Annotated in this window: 18 protein-coding genes and 1 riboswitch; of the genes, 2 read left to right on the top strand and 16 right to left on the bottom strand. The window is 34.2% G+C overall.

Features of this window, described 5'->3' with window-relative positions; translation table 11 throughout:
* Positions 1-5: 5 nt before the first annotated feature.
* From lepB to TA89_RS01095, 5 genes are all read right to left on the bottom strand, one after another.
* Positions 6-539: a signal peptidase I gene (gene lepB / locus TA89_RS01115; protein WP_052447254.1), complete on the bottom strand. Its 534-nt coding sequence runs from the start codon at positions 537-539 to the stop codon at positions 6-8.
* Positions 529-768, bottom strand: a complete 240-nt coding sequence (locus tag TA89_RS01110) for a DUF3006 domain-containing protein (protein ID WP_040210196.1) — start codon at positions 766-768, stop codon at positions 529-531. Before TA89_RS01110 ends, lepB begins: the two co-directional genes overlap by 11 nt.
* 175 nt (positions 769-943) lie before the next feature.
* Positions 944-2,239 (bottom strand): diaminopimelate decarboxylase, encoded by a 1,296-nt coding sequence (lysA, locus tag TA89_RS01105; protein WP_040210194.1) that lies wholly within the window; start codon positions 2,237-2,239, stop codon positions 944-946.
* A gap of 145 nt (positions 2,240-2,384) precedes the next feature.
* Positions 2,385-2,559: riboswitch (Lysine riboswitch) on the bottom strand.
* Positions 2,560-2,582: 23 nt separating this feature from the next.
* Complete coding sequence (locus TA89_RS01100) at positions 2,583-3,902, bottom strand: dicarboxylate/amino acid:cation symporter (RefSeq protein WP_040210192.1); 1,320 nt, start codon at positions 3,900-3,902, stop codon at positions 2,583-2,585.
* A gap of 245 nt (positions 3,903-4,147) precedes the next feature.
* The gene (locus TA89_RS01095) at positions 4,148-4,972 is read right to left on the bottom strand and encodes an alpha/beta hydrolase (protein WP_052447253.1); all 825 of its coding nucleotides are present in this window, start codon (positions 4,970-4,972) and stop codon (positions 4,148-4,150) included.
* A 200-nt stretch (positions 4,973-5,172) separates the two neighbouring features.
* On the opposite strand from TA89_RS01095, the gene TA89_RS01090 reads away from it, so the two are divergent.
* Positions 5,173-5,814 (top strand): TetR/AcrR family transcriptional regulator, encoded by a 642-nt coding sequence (locus TA89_RS01090; RefSeq protein ID WP_040210189.1) that lies wholly within the window; start codon positions 5,173-5,175, stop codon positions 5,812-5,814.
* A gap of 114 nt (positions 5,815-5,928) precedes the next feature.
* On the opposite strand, the gene TA89_RS18725 is transcribed toward TA89_RS01090, so the two are convergent.
* From TA89_RS18725 to TA89_RS01065, 7 genes are all read right to left on the bottom strand, one after another.
* Positions 5,929-6,129: a hypothetical protein gene (locus TA89_RS18725; protein WP_242850049.1), complete on the bottom strand. Its 201-nt coding sequence runs from the start codon at positions 6,127-6,129 to the stop codon at positions 5,929-5,931.
* 20 nt (positions 6,130-6,149) lie between these two features.
* Positions 6,150-6,392 carry a diaminopimelate epimerase gene (locus tag TA89_RS18720; RefSeq protein ID WP_242850048.1) on the bottom strand — a complete coding sequence of 81 codons (243 nt, stop codon included), beginning with the start codon at positions 6,390-6,392 and terminating at the stop codon, positions 6,150-6,152.
* Between the two features lie 47 nt (positions 6,393-6,439).
* Positions 6,440-6,895: a diaminopimelate epimerase gene (locus TA89_RS18715; protein ID WP_242850047.1), complete on the bottom strand. Its 456-nt coding sequence runs from the start codon at positions 6,893-6,895 to the stop codon at positions 6,440-6,442.
* Between the two features lie 23 nt (positions 6,896-6,918).
* Positions 6,919-7,971, bottom strand: coding sequence for an N-acetylmuramoyl-L-alanine amidase family protein (locus TA89_RS17545; protein ID WP_052447252.1), 1,053 nt, complete (start codon positions 7,969-7,971; stop codon positions 6,919-6,921).
* A 99-nt stretch (positions 7,972-8,070) separates the two neighbouring features.
* On the bottom strand, positions 8,071-9,366 hold the full coding sequence (locus tag TA89_RS01075) for an MFS transporter (protein WP_040210187.1): 1,296 nt from the start codon (positions 9,364-9,366) through the stop codon (positions 8,071-8,073).
* Positions 9,367-9,453: 87 nt separating this feature from the next.
* Entirely contained in the window at positions 9,454-10,407 is a 954-nt protein-coding gene (locus TA89_RS01070; protein ID WP_040210184.1) for an NAD(P)-dependent oxidoreductase, read from the bottom strand.
* Positions 10,408-10,570: 163 nt separating this feature from the next.
* Positions 10,571-11,434: a LysR family transcriptional regulator gene (locus TA89_RS01065; protein WP_040210183.1), complete on the bottom strand. Its 864-nt coding sequence runs from the start codon at positions 11,432-11,434 to the stop codon at positions 10,571-10,573.
* 123 nt (positions 11,435-11,557) lie between these two features.
* On the opposite strand from TA89_RS01065, the gene TA89_RS01060 reads away from it, so the two are divergent.
* Positions 11,558-12,913, top strand: a complete 1,356-nt coding sequence (locus TA89_RS01060) for an MATE family efflux transporter (RefSeq protein WP_040210181.1) — start codon at positions 11,558-11,560, stop codon at positions 12,911-12,913.
* 93 nt (positions 12,914-13,006) lie between these two features.
* On the opposite strand, the gene mglC is transcribed toward TA89_RS01060, so the two are convergent.
* The 4 genes from mglC to TA89_RS01040 form a co-directional block, all read right to left on the bottom strand.
* Positions 13,007-14,020, bottom strand: coding sequence for a galactose/methyl galactoside ABC transporter permease MglC (gene mglC / locus TA89_RS01055; protein ID WP_040210179.1), 1,014 nt, complete (start codon positions 14,018-14,020; stop codon positions 13,007-13,009).
* A gap of 2 nt (positions 14,021-14,022) precedes the next feature.
* On the bottom strand, positions 14,023-15,546 hold the full coding sequence (locus TA89_RS01050) for a sugar ABC transporter ATP-binding protein (RefSeq protein WP_040210178.1): 1,524 nt from the start codon (positions 15,544-15,546) through the stop codon (positions 14,023-14,025).
* Between the two features lie 79 nt (positions 15,547-15,625).
* Entirely contained in the window at positions 15,626-16,678 is a 1,053-nt protein-coding gene (locus TA89_RS01045; RefSeq protein ID WP_040210176.1) for a galactose ABC transporter substrate-binding protein, read from the bottom strand.
* 176 nt (positions 16,679-16,854) lie between these two features.
* Positions 16,855-18,111: a response regulator gene (locus TA89_RS01040; RefSeq protein WP_040210174.1), complete on the bottom strand. Its 1,257-nt coding sequence runs from the start codon at positions 18,109-18,111 to the stop codon at positions 16,855-16,857.
* Positions 18,112-18,117 lie beyond the last annotated feature (6 nt).

Here is an 18,117-nt window from a genome sequence, read left to right as displayed (position 1 = left end):
ACCTCCTATTTTATAAATCCAATTCTGTTAAAGGGATATACCCTTACCTGAGCTTTCCCTTTTATATCCTTTCCATCTATATATGGATTTTTCCACATTCTACCGTCATTGGAGTTAGCCCTGTTATCACCTAAAAACAGATACTTTCCTTCCGGAACTTCAAAGCTTTTAGTACTTTGAGCAGGATATTTAACATAGCTTTCTTCAAGTTTTTCTCCGTTTACACTAACTTCTCCGTTTTTTATATCCACTTTGTCTCCCGGCAGACCTATAACTCTTTTTATAAGCAGATCCCCAATTTCATGAGAATAAAAAACCAATATATCTCCCCTCTCTATTTTATTTCTATTATACATTTTAGTAACAAAGAGCTGATCCTTTTCATTGAGGGTTGGTTTCATGGATTCAGAAGGTATGTAAACCTTAAATATAAGAAAGGTATTGATTAAGTAGGCTATGATGATAGCCGCTATAATTGGAAATATCCAGTCAAAAACTATTTGTTTTATGAAACTATTTTCTTCTGTCTTATTTTTCATCTTCTACCCACATACCTTTCATTAAGTTCTCCATCTCATTTTTTCTCTTTAAGGTGGATTCCTTATCTACTTTATACTTTCCATCTTTTAAAATAAGAATATCTCCTTCCTTAACTTCCCCATCTACCTGCATTCTATCTATATTCACTATATTTCCTCTGCTGTCTTCGCACACTACCACAAGCTTTTCTTCAATTCTGTCTACAATCAATCGTTCATTTTCCAGCATAGCTTTACTCCTTTTCAGCAATAATCATATAATTTAGTATACCATAATAAAACCTATTTTAAATCCTGACAATGTAAGCTTATGTAAAATATATATAAATTTTTTATGTCTGTTCTGAAATTTAAAAGAGATGCTGAATTTAATCCGGCATCCCATTTAAATATTTAATAATATATTATCTTACCTCATTTTTTATAATATCTTCATAGCTTTCTCTTTTAAAGATTAAACGTTCTTGTCCATGGTTAATCATCACTACAGCTGGCTTTGGTATCTTATTATAGTTACTGCTCATTGAAAACCCATAAGCTCCGGTAGACAGCACAGCAAGAATATCGCCGCTGTATACCTTGGGTATACTTATGCCTTTAAGAAGTATATCTCCTGACTCGCAGCACTTTCCCGATATTGTAACTCTTTCCCTTGCCTCCTGAATGACTCTATTTGCTACAATGCATTCATATTGAGCACTATAAAGAGCAGGTCTGATGTTATCCGTCATTCCTCCATCTACAGCAACATATTTATTTATTTCAGGTATTTCTTTTATTGAACCTACAGTGTAAAGGGTTATTCCTGCATTCCCCACAATAGATCTTCCCGGTTCTATGGTTAAAATTGGTACAGGAATACCTAATTCACCGCTGCATTTATTTATTCTATTTATTATTGCATTACAGTATTCCTCAATGCTCTTAGGAGAATCACCTTCATTATAATATATTCCAAAGCCTCCTCCTAAGTCTAGTTCCTTCAGCATATGGCCTGTGTTTTCATATATTCTGGCTATAAGATCCATCATTATGTCGCAGGTTTCCTCATAAGGTGTTATTTCAAATATTTGAGAGCCTATATGGCAGTGTATTCCCATAAGCTCAATATTGGGAAGCTCCTCTGCCATTTTAACTGCCTCCATTACTCCATCACCAAGAGTAGAAAACCCAAATTTAGAATCAATCTGTCCCGTTTTAATATAGCTGTGTGTATGTGCTTCTATGCCAGGAGTTATTCTAAGCAGTACCTTCTGCACCTTGCCGTAGGATTCTGCTATTTTATTCAAATTATCTATTTCATAATAATTATCTACTACAAACCTTCCTGCTCCCAGCCTGACACCAAGCTCTATCTCTTCTATGGTTTTGTTGTTTCCATGAAAATAAACTTTTTCCATAGGAAAACCTGCTTTGTATGCGGTATACAATTCTCCGCCGGATACCACATCCAGCCACAATCCTTCCTCCTGTATCAATCTGCACATGGAAAGGGTAAGAAAAGCTTTCCCTGCGTAAGCAACTCTATTTATTCCTTCAACTGCATCAAATGCATTTAAGTATCTTCTGCAGGTCCCTCTTATAAGCTGCTCATCCATTACATAAAGCGGTGTACCATATTTCTGAGCCAAGCTAGTTACCTTGACCCCGCCTACGCAAAGTATATTTTCATTTAAATTCATAGTTCCGAAAAGTTTCATATTTTGTACCTCCATTCAAGATAAAAACCCCTTTATTAAAGGGGTAAAGTTTGTGAATATGCAGGGTACACCATTTTTTAAATATGCATATAAAAAAACAATGCAGCAAAGGACACCTTTGCTGCATGATAAAATGCGCTTTTGTGTACCCTGTAGCCCTCCACATGATTAACTCGTGTGACAATTGCACATATATTTTATGTACAACCAGAAAATTAAGCTTGCCAGATAATTTTCTTCGGCTGCGATTCCTTTCCCTGTTTCTCACTGCCTGCCGGCTAAAAACAGGTACTGTTAATAACAGCTCCTCTACCCAGGTTTAATACTATTTATTTACTTTGTATTATAATATCACATAATAAATAAAATGTGAATACTTTTTTATTATAGATTCTGAATATTCTATTTCATTAATAATATCTGTATTGTTATATAAATCATAATTTAGTTCTTTTTCTGTATTTGAAACTATCATAGTACATACTGCATCCCCGGTAATATTAGTAGCCGTCCTCATCATATCCAGTATCCTGTCTACGCTTAGTATCAAAGCTATACCTTCCACAGGAAGACCTACCTGCTGAAGTACCATAGAAAGCATTACGATTCCTGCGCCTGGAACACCGGCAGTTCCTATAGAAGCAAGGGTCGCTGTAAGTATTACCATAAGCTGTTGATTTATAGTTATGGGAATACCGTATACCTGTGCTATAAACATAACGGCCACCCCCTGCATTATAGCAGTTCCGTCCATATTAATAGTGGCTCCTAAGGGTATAGTAAAACTGCTTATTTTTTCTGATGCCCCCATTTTTTTCGTGCAGGTTTCCATGGTTACCGGAAGCGCAGCATTACTGCTGGAGGTACTGAAACCTACAAGCATAACAGGCCAGAACTTTTTAAAAAATATAACAGGGTTTACCCTTCCCAAGGTCTTTAAAATAATTCCGTAATTAATAACTGTATGAATCACCAATGTAAAAGCTACTACTAAAAAATACTTTAAAAGGGTGACAAGTATATCTAATCCCTGAGTTAATACCACCTGTGATATTAAAGCAAAGACACCTAAAGGAGCAATCTTCATTATAACCCCTATTATTTTTAAAAGCACATGATTTATATCAGTGAATAGGTTTATTATAGAATCACCCTTTTCACCTATAAGAGTCAAGGCTATACCAAATATTACGGCAAACGTTATAATTTGAAGCATATCTCCCTTTACCAGGGATTCAATAGGGTTAGTGGGTATCATATTTACTAAAAGATCCATTACAAAAGGTGCAGATTTTGTTTCTACAGATCCTCCCGCAATTTTCTCTACCCCCATTCCTGGTTTAAAAATGTTTCCCATTGCTAAAGCTAAGGTTATGGCAAGCGCCGTGGTAGATAAATAAAATATCAAAGTTTTACTGCCAATTCTTCCTAGCTTTTTTATATCTTTTATACTTGCAGTTCCAATGATTAGTGAAAATAGCACCAGAGGAATAACCACCATTTTAATTCCTCTTAAGAATACCTCTCCCATAGGCTTTAATATCCATAATATTATCCCTTCACTAAAAGGCTGAGGAAAAAAACTATTTCCCAATGCACCGAAAATTATTCCTAAAAATAAAGCAATTATAATTAATTTAGTTGTTGATATCTTTCTTTTCATAGTTCACCTCGCTTTGAATCTCTTAACAATCCCCTTTAAATTTTCAGTAAAATGAATAACTCCTATAACATAAAATCATAATAAATCAATTTAAACTATATTTTAGTTCAAAAATGAATTTTTCGCAAGGTTATAATTCACAAATGTAAATATAAAAAATGTATACGGTTTATTTTGATAAGTTATATCTATATAAAAAAAACCGCCAATTAAATCGGCAGTTTTTAATATATCTTATTTGATTGTTAATCCTTTAATTCTATAAGCTTTAAGGTTCCAGGTACGTCTTGAGGAAAATCAAGGAGATACCCTAATATGTATTTCATTCTTCCGTTCCAAAACCTTTCTGAATGGGAGGCTCCATTATCCGAATATATTACAAAATCTCTTTCATAGGAATACCCTTTATTAACCAACTCTTTTCCTATCTCCTTAATGGGCCTTGACATAAAATCTCCTTCATTTTCCCCAAAATCAAGCCATATTTTAAAACTTTTCATATCATAGCTGCCCTTCAGAAGCTCTGCTGTAATATTGTCTCCCACCCAAAATGAGGGAGATACTGCAGCTATCCTGGAAATCTTATGAGGATTTCTAAAGGCTAAATTAAAAGTCATAAGTCCTCCCATAGAAGCACCTATCATTACAGTATGTTCTCTATCAGATAAAGTTCTGTATTTTTCATTGATAAAAGGCATTATTTCATCTATAATCAGTTTCTCGTACTTTTCGCCCTTTCCTTCTATATCAGCCTGAAGCTTTGGAAAGCTGTAATCAAAGTAGCTTAGCTCATTAATCCTGTCATAGGTATTACTTATACCTACTATTAAATATTCCTCGGATAATCCCTTATTAAATAATTCCTCCATGGCATCTATTATACCCATAGAGTAGCCGGAAACAGAAAACCCCGGAAAAAAAGCTTCCATTCCGTCATGTATATATATGACTCCGTATTTATTTTCTTTGCTATCTTCATAACTTTTTGGAAGATAAATCAGTATATCTCTATAGTTATCTAGAGCTTTGGAATAAAAGTTTCTTTCTGTTTTAAATCTTTGAAAATCCACTTCTTCCCCTCCCTTTCAAGAGCATTTTATACATTATACTATAAAATATTATACAAAGAATTAATACAATATTAAAAAAGATCATAGGTTTAATATATATTATAATTAGCTTTCCTCTCTTGTAAGTAAATTAAATATGCCTTATAATTATTTTGACTATTAAGTCAATAAGTCAGCAATCTTAAGAACGAGGTGATATTTTGACAGAAGCTTTTACTAAAATCCCTGAAGAAAAGCAAAAGCATATATTAAATGTCTGTATTGAAGAGTTTGCAAAAAACGGTTTTCACAGTACCTCTACAGATGTAATCACTACAAAAGCAGGTATTTCTAAAGGAATACTTTTTCACTATTTTAAAAATAAAAAGAATTTATATATGTACATATTAAAGAGTGTTACTGAAGAGTTTACAAAACTTTTTACAGAAGAGTTAAACAAAATCAGTAGCCTTGAATTCTTTGATAGAATAAAAGAAGCAACAATTTTAAAATATAAGATTAGTATGCTTTATCCAAAGGAATCAGAACTCATGCTGAAAGCTTTTATAAACCCTCCCTCAGATCTTGAAAAAGAGATAAATAAGCTCTATATAAATATAGCCTCTTTATCTCAGGAAATATACCAAAAGCAGCTTTTTAATTATATGAAGGAAGAGACTTTAAAAGATGGTATTTCCAAAGAAAAAGCTATAGAAGCTTCAATTCTTCTATTAGAAGCATACTCAAACCGGCTTATGCAGCATTATAAAGGAAAAGAAGAGGAACTTCTGAATTCTATGGAGTCTGTTATAAAGGATTTAAATGAATATATCGAAATAATAAAATATGGCATTTATAAATAATCTAACCACATGAATTGATATTCTATAAATATAAAAGAAGCATTCATAAACCGCACTGGTAAATGAATGCTTCTTTTAATTGAAAATCTAATAATTGCATATTAATATTTTCTTTTATAACTTATAATCCTCCGTTACCTTCTCAAGGAACTCCTGATAGAGCATGCCTTCTTCAAAAAAGCTCTCCTTATCTGAAATTATATCAAAACGACCTGAGCTATAGTCCACAGTGCAGGAATAAATATATGTTGCATTTCCCGTAAAATTAACCTTTAATTCTCCCTGAATATTCCTGCTTACTGTACATCTTATCATTCCACCTTTATTTACCACATTTAAGACCTTACCCAGTTTATTTTCATGCTTAAGGGCAGTTCTATTGAAGATGCTGTCATTCCGGTGCCGCAGGAAGGTGTCAGACCCACGCCTCTTTCATAGGTTCTTACAAAAATACTGTCCTCTTCCAAAACCTTCACAAAGTTAACATTTACCCCCTGTGGAAAAAGTTCTGAATTATTGTTAGCAGAAAGTCCTATGGAAGTAAGTTCATTATCATCTATCTCCTCCACTATGGCCACAATGTGAGGATTGGTTATGCTTACTGCGGAAAACAGGTATTTATCCGTTAAATCTTCAAGCTTTTTAAAAGAAGCTGAGGAGAGTCATAATTTAAAGGTATGGAGGATACATTTAAATCTATAGTGTCTATTACTATTTCCACAGTAAATACACCCTTATAAATATCTTCTCGCCTAGACACATTATATTTAGCTTTCATAGTTTCTATTATGGCACTATTTTTATTTATGCTTTCCATAACGTATCTGCCTATACATCTTAATCCATTACCGCACATCTCGGCTTCAGAGCCGTCGGCATTAAATATCCTCATCTTTCCATCTGCTATTCTGCTGGGAAGAAGAAATAATATACCGTCGGCCCCCAATCCACCGGTCTTATCACAGAAAGCTTTTGCTATATCAGCTCTTTCTTCCTCAGAAAAGTCGTAGTTATTTTTTATTTCATCTATAATATAAAATTCGTTTCCTGATCCATGGCATTTTAATAAATCTATTTTCACCAGTGCACCTCTTTCCTTTTAAATTACTTAGTTGTAAAGTACTCAAATATACCGGCATTAATACTTTCAGCTATGTTGAAAAGATATTTATCCTGCTGCAGCTTTCCCCTGTCTTCAGGATTAGAGATATAACCTGCCTCTACCAGTATGGAAGGCATTTTTGTATCTCTTAATACCTGCAAGTTTTCCGTTTTAATGCTGTTATCCTTCCATCCATCCTTTGAAATTAAATTATTCTGCACTACCTTTGCTAATCTTTCTCTATCCTTTGCCTGTTCTTCATGTCCTTTTGTATAGTAATAGGTAGTTACTCCTTTGGGCTCGCCATTTTCAAAGGAATTTAAATGTATGGACACAAATATATTAGATTCTGATTTATTTGCAATATCTGTAATTTCCCTTAACCTTTTCCTTTCATCAGGATTAACTTCATCATCGGTTCTGGTCATCACTATTTTGCTTCCCCCGTATATAAGTCCCATTTTCATATATTCTGCAATTTTAAGGGTTACGTCCTTTTCATAGAGTTCTCCTACATGAGCCCCTGAATCTATACCCCCATGACCAGGATCCAGGGTAACATTATAAGAATAAGGTTCTGCTTTTTTGGCAATCAAAACGTATATCTCATTTTTATTTACCGGATGTTTATAAACAAAGTTTTCTTCATAAGTGGTTGGAAACACAATTTCTATGTTTCCTGATCGGGTTTTGATTTCCACATCCTCATTAAAGCCATAAGATGTGTTTTCCTTTAATTCTACCTCATTAAAGGATGCCTTTTCTAAAACAACTTTATAGCCTGTATTATATAGTTCACCGGTGAAATTCTCCGTTTCATCGGAAAGAACTATCTTATATCTTTCAAAGGAATCATTTTCTTCAACTGCTATAGCTCCTTTAAAATCCACTTTTTTTAATTTGTCCGGTGAAACTATAACCAGCTTATTGCTATTTTTAGCATTAGTCTTATTACCGGTAAAAGCCGAAGTAATAAAAGCTAAGAAACCAGATGTACCTACAATGGCACAAAGTAGATAAAACACGTTTTTCTTCATTGTCCTATTAACTTTCATATTTTCCCCCACACACATAAAAAATTATTGAGTAAAGTATACCATAAAATAAATTACACAGGATAGGATGTTTCCCGATAATTTAATAATATATTAAGATTATAGGATATTTTTAACATTATCTTCAAACACGATAATTTCTCTAGGTTTAATCATGGATGCAAGAATACCTAGAAGGGATATTCCTAAAAAAAGCATAAAGGCTGTTTTGTACTCTGTAATCCCATAAGCCCTGCTGCCATTAATTATTTCTCCCTGCCATTTATAATCTAAAATTAAACCTATGAGTATGCTCATAAAGGAGCTTCCTATAAATTCTCCTGAATTAACTATGCTGGTAGCTAATCCGCTATATCTTTCCTCAATGTTTTCCTTTATGTCAGTGAAGCATAATACGTGGGACATAGCCAATGCGCCCATAACAAAAAATAATACAGGTAAAACTATTAACGGGGGTTTTCCCTTTGCAATTATCAGTATATAAAACCATATTAATGATATTGATACAGATGCTATCCTGGGGTACATAACAAGATTGTCCTTAAATATATCGGACATTTTCCCAAGAAGCAGTGAACCTATTACAAATCCGTACATTACAAAGGAGATATAAAAAGCCGCACCTCCCTTTGTAATGCCATAAACAGAGGTTATATAAGTTACTCCCCAGAGCCCTGTAAAGGTAGTTGTACAGCCTACAAGGGAAAATAGAAGCAAAAAATTTCTCCAGGTGTATCTGCTTTTTATAACACTTTTAAAGGCTTCTTTAAGATTGCTGTCACTTGCGGAGTTCTCTCGCCCTGAAGCGGTAAATCCATATTCTTTAGGGGAGTCCTTCACATATCTAATGATAAGAAGTGCTATTCCAAAGCATATTACAGACATTATATAAAAGGAGTTTCTCCATCCTGCCCATACTACTAGAGCAGCTAATGGAAAGGTGGCAAGTACACCTCCTATATTTCCTATAAATGCAAGCTTTCCGGAAGCTTTTGAAAATTCCTTTAAAGTAAACCAGTTAGATTGAGCCTTAAGCACTGAAATAAAAATTACAGAAGTACCCAGTCCAACAAAAAATCTTCCCAGATATGCAAAGTACACATTAGAAGCTGCTCCAAATAGTACAGAGCCTAATGCTGTAAAAAGCATCCCTACAGCACTAATTTTTTTTGGTCCGATAGAGTCCAGAAGCACTCCTGCCGGCACCTGCATAAAAGCATGAGTATAATAGGTAATGGAGGCAATGTTGCCAAGCTGATAGGCAGAGAGGTTCAATTCTTTTGTCAGCTCATCAGCCACCACTCCTGAAGCCATTCGGTGGAATAAAGCCATTACAAAGGCTGATGCTAAAATAGACCAAATTCTCCATTTGTAAAATTCATAGTTTTTCTTCATAGTAATCTCCATACAATCAAATATTAATTATTTATTCCAATGAAGATTATATCATGACTAATAGATTAAACAAACAGAATTAAAGCCTTAATACCCCTTTTTAAAGTCTGCAGTATTGAGAAGTTTCTCATTAAGGGAATATCTTTTTAAATTTTCATAAAACATTTCTGTTCTTCTGTGAAAGCTGTTATCGCTTACCCAGGAATTATGAGGTGTAATTATCACATTTTTAAAATCCCACAGCCTGCTCTCCTTGGCAAGGGGTTCTTCCTCAAATACATCTAAAGCAGCTCCTTTAATATCACCCTTTTCCAGTTTTCTTATAAGAGCATCTTCGTCTATTACCCTTCCTCTGGAAACGTTAATAAGGCAGCTTTCTTCCTTCATTTCATCTAAAGCTTTTTCATTCAGTATATGATAGGTGTCCTCAGTGTTTGGCAGGGTCACTACCACTACATCGCTTTTATTTAATACTAAGTTAATATCCTTCATAGAATAACATTTATCAAAATGCTCCACAGCTCTTCCATCGGTGTTCACTCCCAATATCTCTACCTCAAAGGGTTTTAATCTTTTAGCTGCTTCTATGGCTATGCTTCCGGTACCCAGCATCCCTATAGTTTTCCCGTAAATCTCAGTGATATTATAAATAGGTTTCCACTTTCTTTCTCTTCTGTTTTCAAAGAAATCATAGGATTTTTTTGAAAGTTCCAGGATGTTCATCACTATCCATTCTCCTATAGGTATGCCATATCCGCCTTTGTTGTTTGTTAATATTATCCCTTGCTCTTTTATATATTCTCCCACTTCTTCGGAAATCTGATCCAGCCCTACTGATGAAAGCTGTATCCATTTAAGATTTTTAAATCTTTTAATATCCACATTATTAAAGGGATTATAACAAACCAGGATATCTATTTCTTCCATGTATGGTTTAAACTCTAAGGAGCTTTCCTTTTCATAATAAAGCTCATACCCCAAGCTCTCCAGCTCTTCTTTCTTATCCGTTAAAAATTCCTTAAAAGTAAAAAGTACCTTCATCTCACAAATCCTCCTTCTTACCACAATATAATTAAATTATAACCTATAATGCTTATTTATATATTAATAATATGTTAGTTTTATAGTCCAAAGAGCTTGAACATCTTCCTAAATACTAACTTAAGCTGATATACATAACTTTATTAAATTCAGGTAGAAATTCCTATGGGAACATGTTTAAAAAATTTTCCGCTGCTTTGGATAAAACTCTTCCTTTCTCAGAAACAATGGCTATCTGGGTAGATAAATGTGGTTCATCTATTACTTTAAATTTTAAATTTTGTCCCATTATGAGATGTAGCGATGATATAGGGACAATAGCAATACCAAGTCCAGAATCAGCCCATAAAAGAGTGGTACGTGAATCATCATTTATGCAAAAAACATTAGGTTCAAATCCGAAACTTTCACAGGTTGCTATTATCAGCTTTTCAAATCTTCTATAAATTATAAGAGGCTTATCCCTTAACTCTTCAAGGGTTATTTTTTCATTATCATTTCCTAATAAAAATTCTGAACTATAGGCAGCTATCATCGGCTCTGCCTCTAAATATCTTACATTTAACCCTTCTGATTTAAAGGGAGTTCTTACTATGCCTATTTCTATTATTCCAGAGTATATAAGCTCTATTATCTGGGGAGTTATCCCCTCATGCAGCTCATATTTTATATGAGGATAGCTTTTGCTGTAGCTGTTAAGCCTTCCGTTTAGAAGAGCTGAATCAATTGCTGAAATAGCACCTATCCTTAATGTACCTTTTAAACCTTTGTTAAAATCCCCCAGCTCCTTGTATACTGAACGTTCCAGCTCTAATATGTGCTTCGCCTTATCCAATAATATTTTACCTGCATCTGTGAGAGTAACTTTTCTTGAACCTCTTTCAATGAGTTTAACTCCCAGTTCCTTTTCTAGAAGCTTAATTTGATTGCTTAGTGCCGGCTGGGCTATATGAAGTTTTTTTGCTGCAGCTGTAATATTCCCCTCTTCTATCACCGCTGTAAAGAAATTTAACTGCTTTATATCCAAGGTTCTTCCCTCCAATCTATATATATTTATATATAATACATATAATAAATTAGTATTTTTATTATAGTACTGTATTTGATATACTACAATGGATTGATATAGATTTATGAGGTGAATTGTAAAATGAAAGATATGACAAAAGGAAATCCCACAAAAATTATATTATTTTTTGCATTTCCCATGCTTTTAGGTAATATATTTCAACAGCTTTATAATATGGTTGATTCTATCGTGGTAGGGCAATTTGTAGGAAAAAACGCTCTGGCTGCGGTAGGATCATCCTTTATGCTTATGAACTTTTTTTCAGCGGTGCTTATAGGTTTATGTATGGGAACCTCTGTGGTTTTATCTCAATTTTTCGGAGCTGGAGATTACATAAAGCTTAGGAGGGCTGTGTCTACCTCCTTTATCTTCATGCTTGTACTTACTATTATAATGTCTCTTTTAACTGTAGTATTGACAAAACCTATGCTGATATTGATGAAAACACCAGAGGAAATACTTTTAAGCTCCACCTCTTATCTGCAGATTATCTTCGGAGGTTTAATATTTACGCTGCTTTTTAACTATTCCTCTGCAATTCTTCGTTCAGTAGGAGATTCTAAAACTCCTCTTTATTTTTTAGTATTAGCATCACTTATAAATATATTTTTAGATCTTTTATTTGTAATTAAATTTAATATGGGGGTTATAGGAGTTGCAGCAGCTACAGTAATAGCTCAGGGTCTTTCTTCCGTATTGTGTCTTGCTTATGCCTTTATAAAGCTTCCTTTTATTAGAATTAATTATAAAGAAATAGTATTTGATAAGTCTCTATTTTCTCTAATAAAAAAGTACAGCCTCCTTACTGCTCTTCAGCAATCTATAATGACCTTTGGAATGGTCTGTGTCCAAGGTCTTGTAAACTCCTTTGGAACTGATACAATGGCAGCCTTTACTGCAGCTGGTAAAATTGACTCTATTGCATACTTGCCTGTACAGGATTTCGGTAATGCCTTTTCTACCTACGTTGCTCAAAATAAAGGAGCCGGCAACTTAGAAAGGATAAAATCAGGTGTAAAGTCAGCTGTTAAAACTATAATAATCTTTTGTATCCTCTCCTCTACAACAATTTTGCTGTCTTCAAGATATTTAATGCATATTTTTGTAAGTGCTGAAGAAGTTAATGTCATTAATATGGGGATTGAGTATCTTTCAGTAATATCAATATTCTACGTATTAATAGGTTTTTTATTTATGTTTTATGGATATTTTAGAGGTATAGGAAACTTAAAGACTTCAATTGTATTGACTATAGCCTCCCTGGGAACAAGAGTTTTTATGGCTTATTTTCTGTCTAGATTTCCTATGATAGGAGAAAAAGGTATCTGGTGGTCAATTCCTATAGGATGGGCTTTAGCTGACAGTTTAGGGCTTATCTTTTACAGACACAGCACACAAAAGGCCCAAATAATAGATACTTATGTGGAGGTAAGCTGAGTCTTTGGTTTAATGTGTTGTGATTAAATTAAATCTTAAAAAAGGGGTGTCCTACAAGGACACCCTTTAATAATTTGGAGGGCAAATTATATTTTATTTTTTACTTAAATATTTTCTTATATCAAAAGCAACAGCACCTATTATTATGACACCCTTTATAACCTGCTGCCAGTAAGTAGATACTCCCAGTATAACAAGTCCATTATTTAAAACTTCAAAAATTAATACCCCGGTTATTATACCTGAAACCTTTCCTATTCCTCCGGAGGTTGATACTCCACCTATAGTAGCTGCTGCAATAGCATCCAGCTCATACATTTGTCCATAATTATTGGTGGCTCCACCGGTTCTCGCTGCCAGCAAAACACCTGCAAGTCCATAAAGCGCTCCTGCTAAAGCATATACCTTTAAAAGTGTTAATTCCACATTTACACCGGAAACCTCTGCTGCTGCAGGATTTCCCCCAATGGCATATATATATTTACCAAAACGCGTTTTATTTAATATAAACCATATTAAAGCCGCTACTGCCACCGCGATTAAAATCAAATTTGGCACAATAAATTTTGCCCCGGAGGCCACAGTGGTAAAATCATTTCTTAATCCTCCTATTGGCTGGGCATTAGTATAAATTAAAGCCAATCCATAAACTATTACCATCATACCCAAAGTAGCAATAAAGGGCGGAACCTTTAAATAAGCTATGGATATACCATTCAGCAATCCTATGATCATTCCTATAACTATAGCAAGCAAAATAGGTACTATAAGAGGCATCTGCTGCAGGTTAGGAAATAACTTATAAGCATAGTCCGGTCTCTGAAGAAGACTTGCAGACACGCAGGCAGTCAACCCTACTATACGTCCTGCGGACAGGTCAGTTCCTTTGGTTATAAGCACTCCTCCAACCCCTAAGGCAATTATCATACGTACAGAAGATATAAGAAGTACATTTTTTATGTTATTAAATGAGAAAAAGCTGTTTTCCAAAAACCCTATACCTAGAAATAATACTAGGAGAACTAAATAAATAGCATTAGTGCTTGAAAATTCTCTAATAGAGCTAATATCTAACTTAAAACTTTTCTTTTCCTTTTCTGATGACATTTCTATAAGCCTCCTTGCTTAGCAAACTGAGTTGCATATTTCATTATTATTTCCTGATTTGCATCTTCAGAATTTAATGTTCCTGTGACTCTTCCTTCACACATTACCATTATTCTGTCGCACATTCCCAATAGTTCAGGAAGTTCTGAAGATATCATAATTATACTCTTACCTTTTTTTGCAAGCTCAGCAATTATAGAGTATATTTCATATTTTGCACCTACGTCTATTCCTCTTGTAGGCTCATCTAAAATCAAAATATCAGGATTACTTAATAGCCATCTTGAAAAAATAACCTTTTGCTGATTACCTCCGGATAAATTTCTTATTTGAGTTTTATAGGAGGGTGTTTTTATCCTTAAGGAGGTTATATTTTCCTTTACCGCTTTAACGCACTTTTTGCTGTTAATTGCACCTCTATGAAGATAATTAGAAATAGATGCCACCAGCATATTATCTTCTACGGAAAGTACCGGGAATATCCCCGTAACTCTCCTCTCCTCTGTAAGCAGTGCAATCCTATTTTTTATAGCATCTATAGGAGTACTGATCCTTACAGGCTGTCCCTTTAAATAAGTGATGCCTGCTGAAGTACTTCTAAGTCCAAAAAGTGCTTCCACCATTTCTGTCCTTTGAGCTCCTACGAGACCGGCTATCCCAAGGATTTCTCCCTTTTTAACGTCAAAGCTGATATTTTTAAATGACTTAGGATTAGTTGAGGTAAGCTCTTGTACCTTAAGGATAACCTCCTGCGGTACATTTTCTCTTGGTGGAAACCTATTAGTTAAATCTCTTCCCACCATCTTGTTTATAATTAAGTCAGTGGTTAATTCCTCCGCCTGCCAGGTGCCAAGATATCTGCCATCCCTCATTATTGAAACTTCATCGGATATGTTCAGTATTTCCTCCATTTTATGTGATATATATATAATAGCTACGCCTTGTTTTCTTAAGTTATTAATAATTCTAAAAAGATGAGCAACTTCTGTTTCCGTTAAGGAGGAGGTAGGCTCATCCATTACTATTATTTTTGACCTATAGGAAACAGCCTTAGCAATTTCCACCGCCTGAATTTGAGATACTGATAGCTTTGCCATAAGGGTATGAGGTTTAATACTCATTTGAAGTTCATCCATAAGAGCTTCAGTATCCTTGTACATTTTTTTATGATCTACAGGCTTTATGCCTAAAACATTTTTCACAGGATATCTTCCAAGCCATATATTTTCCATTACACTTCTATATGGAACAGGATGAAGCTCCTGATGAATCATAGAGATCCCATTGTCTAAAGCGTCCTTAGAATTTTTAAACTCTACCTTTTTTCCTTCTAAAAAAATTTCTCCTTCATCTGCTTTATAGATTCCAAAAAGACATTTCATAAGAGTTGACTTCCCTGCACCGTTTTCTCCCATAAGTGCATGAACTGAACCAGGTTTGATTTTTATGCTCACCTTGTCTAAAGCCTTTACTCCTGGAAAACTCTTGGAAATATCAAGCATTTCCAGAATGAATTCCTGCTGCATAGGAACACCTCTTTCAATCTCATTAATATATTAATTTGCTCAAGGGTATAAACCCTTGAGCAGTATAAAAGTAAAAATATTATTTCATCTTGTCAGCGTTTTCCTTTGTAACCGGCTGGTATGGAACCCATTTATATTTACCTTCTGTAACACCTTCTACAGCTTTTGTAGCATCCTCATTTTTAGCTAAAGCATAAGCTATATTAAGAATTGATTTACCTTGGTTCTTTGCATCATTTAAAACTGTTCCATATAATTTATTATCCTTTAAAGAATCAAGTGCAGGAGCTGTAGCATCAACACCTACTACTGGTATATATTTGCTTCCTGTATAATATCCTGCTCCTTTTAATGCCTCTATTGCACCTAACGCCATATCATCATTGTTGGCAAATACAACTTCAATCTTATCTCCAAAAGAAGATAACCAAGCACTCATCTTTTCCTGACCTTGAGATCTCTGCCAGTTACCAGTATCCCCAGCAAGTTTTTCAGTTTTGATTCCCGATTCATCTAAAGCCTTAATAGAAAATTGAGTTCTTAGAATAGCATCCTGATGTCCTGGTTCACCTTCTAACATAACATATTGGATTTTTCCGTCTTTGTTCTTATCTGCATCAGGAGTCTTTTTCCAGTAATCAGCAATCATTTGTCCCTGCATGGAACCTGACTCTTCAGCTTTAGCTCCTACGTAAAATAACTTTTCCCATTTAGCCATATCTTCTTTAACAGGCTCTCTGTTGAAAAATACCACAGGAATACCGGCCTGCTTTGCTTTATCTATAATAACTGATGCAGCAGTACGGTCAACCATATTAACAGCAAGCACGTCATATTTTTGAGTGATAAAGGTATCTATCTGGTCATTTTGTGAAGCCTGCTGACCTTGTCCATCGGTAAAGTTTAGTGATATTTCAACTCCGTCTTTACCTTTAATAGCTGCAGCTTCTTCTTCAATGGCTTTTCTTACAGTAGATATAAAGGTATCATCAAATTTATATAGCGCAACTCCTACCTTTATAGTCTTTTTGCCCTCTGCTCCGGGTTTTCCTGAATCAGATTTTCCGCTGCATCCAACTAATGCGGATGCTGCTATTAGGGTTGCAGCTGCTATAGCTAATATTTTTTTCATAATTTCTCCCCCTTATTGCTATTTTGTTTACGTATTAATGATATACTGTAAACGTTATTATAAACATAGAAATAATTGCTATATTGCTTAACTTTATTGCGGTTCTAACCACAAAAAAATGCTATATAGCAATTATTGGTGCCAGGCACCTGACAAGTGACAAATTAGTTATCACCTTATAACATTTTACTTTTATATTCTGTAGGACTTACCCCTTCAATCTTTTTAAATACTCTGCTGAAATAGTTAGGATCGCTGTATCCTACCTCAAAGCATATTTCCTTAATATTAAACTCTCCTTTTTTCAGCATATCTTTAGCAGCTTCTATTCGAAATTCAGTAAGGTAATCTATAAAATTAATACCGATGCTTTCCTTAAAGCATTTACTAAAATAAAAAGAACTTACATTAACATGAGCAGAAATTGATTCCAGAGTTATTTCTTTATTGTAATTTTTTCTTATATACTCCAGTGCAAGATTTAACATCTTTTTATTATGTTCCGGTTCCTCCTTAAACTCCTGATTAGAAAGATCATGAAAATTAAGCTTATTGAAATGAAGAATTTTTTCTTTTTCTCCGCAGTATTTTAATGCTTCTTCACTTTGAATATATGAATTCGGCAGTTCAAGTATATCCTTTGATACACTTCCTATTCCTATATAAGTATTTAAATTAAATTTGTCCCTAAGCATTCTTCTTATTTTTCTGGCCATATCCTCACTGTCTTTATCTCCCTCTAAATCCTCCTGTGCTTTGCAGAAAGCTATTATTTTATCTTTAGTAAGGCAATAGGCTATTATCCCAGTGCTCTCATTTCCCAGCTCTTCTATGTATTCTCTGATTATGGATAGTTTAAAAGAATTGCTGCTTATTATCCTTATTGCCATAGAATAAGCTTTCTGAAGGCTCATATTTACAGCTTCTTGATACAGTTTAAAATCTATAAAACTCAACCTGTCATGTATAATACTGCTGCAAAGCTCATTTTTCACCACTGGCTTAATGGAATAAAGCTTTTCTTTAAGCTCAAGCTCTCTTCTTCTCTTATCCTGAATATGCTTTAAATATTCCAGGGCATCTCTTATTTTTAAAGTAAAATCTTCCCTTTTAAAAGGCTTCAATATATACTGCTTAACATTATATTCAATAGCTTCCTTAGCATAATTAAAATAATCGTAGGCGGTAACAATTATGAAATAGGTATCCGGAAGATTTTTATGCATTTCCTTTATAGCTTCAATACCGTTTATTCCCGGCATTTTGATATCTATTATAACTAAATCCGGTCTTATTCTCTCCCCAAGCTCTATAGCTTCTCTTCCGTTTTTTGCTTCATATATTGAACAGTCACTGTTAAAATTATTTAATATTATGTTTCTTATGGCTCTTCTTTCAAGTTCCTCGTCATCTGCTATAAGTACATTAAACATAAACAT

Origin of the sequence: Clostridium polynesiense (assembly GCF_000820705.1) — a bacterium.
Taxonomy (GTDB): Bacteria; Bacillota; Clostridia; order Clostridiales; family Clostridiaceae; genus Clostridium_AA; species Clostridium_AA polynesiense.
This window is presented reverse-complemented; position numbering and strand designations above follow the sequence as displayed.

Excerpts from the sequence above, each read along its gene's own strand:
- lepB (WP_052447254.1), bottom strand. The coding sequence starts at position 539 with ATGAAAAATAAGACAGAAGAAAATAGTTTCATAAAACAAATAGTTTTT.
- TA89_RS01110 (WP_040210196.1), bottom strand. The coding sequence starts at position 768 with ATGCTGGAAAATGAACGATTGATTGTAGACAGAATTGAAGAAAAGCTT.
- lysA (WP_040210194.1), bottom strand. The coding sequence starts at position 2,239 with ATGAAACTTTTCGGAACTATGAATTTAAATGAAAATATACTTTGCGTA.
- TA89_RS01100 (WP_040210192.1), bottom strand. The coding sequence starts at position 3,902 with ATGAAAAGAAAGATATCAACAACTAAATTAATTATAATTGCTTTATTT.
- TA89_RS18725 (WP_242850049.1), bottom strand. The coding sequence starts at position 6,129 with ATGATAAGATGTACAGTAAGCAGGAATATTCAGGGAGAATTAAAGGTT.
- TA89_RS17545 (WP_052447252.1), bottom strand. The coding sequence starts at position 7,971 with ATGAAAGTTAATAGGACAATGAAGAAAAACGTGTTTTATCTACTTTGT.
- TA89_RS01075 (WP_040210187.1), bottom strand. The coding sequence starts at position 9,366 with ATGAAGAAAAACTATGAATTTTACAAATGGAGAATTTGGTCTATTTTA.
- TA89_RS01070 (WP_040210184.1), bottom strand. The coding sequence starts at position 10,407 with ATGAAGGTACTTTTTACTTTTAAGGAATTTTTAACGGATAAGAAAGAA.
- TA89_RS01060 (WP_040210181.1), top strand. The coding sequence starts at position 11,558 with ATGAAAGATATGACAAAAGGAAATCCCACAAAAATTATATTATTTTTT.
- mglC (WP_040210179.1), bottom strand. The coding sequence starts at position 14,020 with ATGTCATCAGAAAAGGAAAAGAAAAGTTTTAAGTTAGATATTAGCTCT.
- TA89_RS01050 (WP_040210178.1), bottom strand. The coding sequence starts at position 15,546 with ATGCAGCAGGAATTCATTCTGGAAATGCTTGATATTTCCAAGAGTTTT.
- TA89_RS01045 (WP_040210176.1), bottom strand. The coding sequence starts at position 16,678 with ATGAAAAAAATATTAGCTATAGCAGCTGCAACCCTAATAGCAGCATCC.
- TA89_RS01040 (WP_040210174.1), bottom strand. The coding sequence starts at position 18,111 with ATGTTTAATGTACTTATAGCAGATGACGAGGAACTTGAAAGAAGAGCC.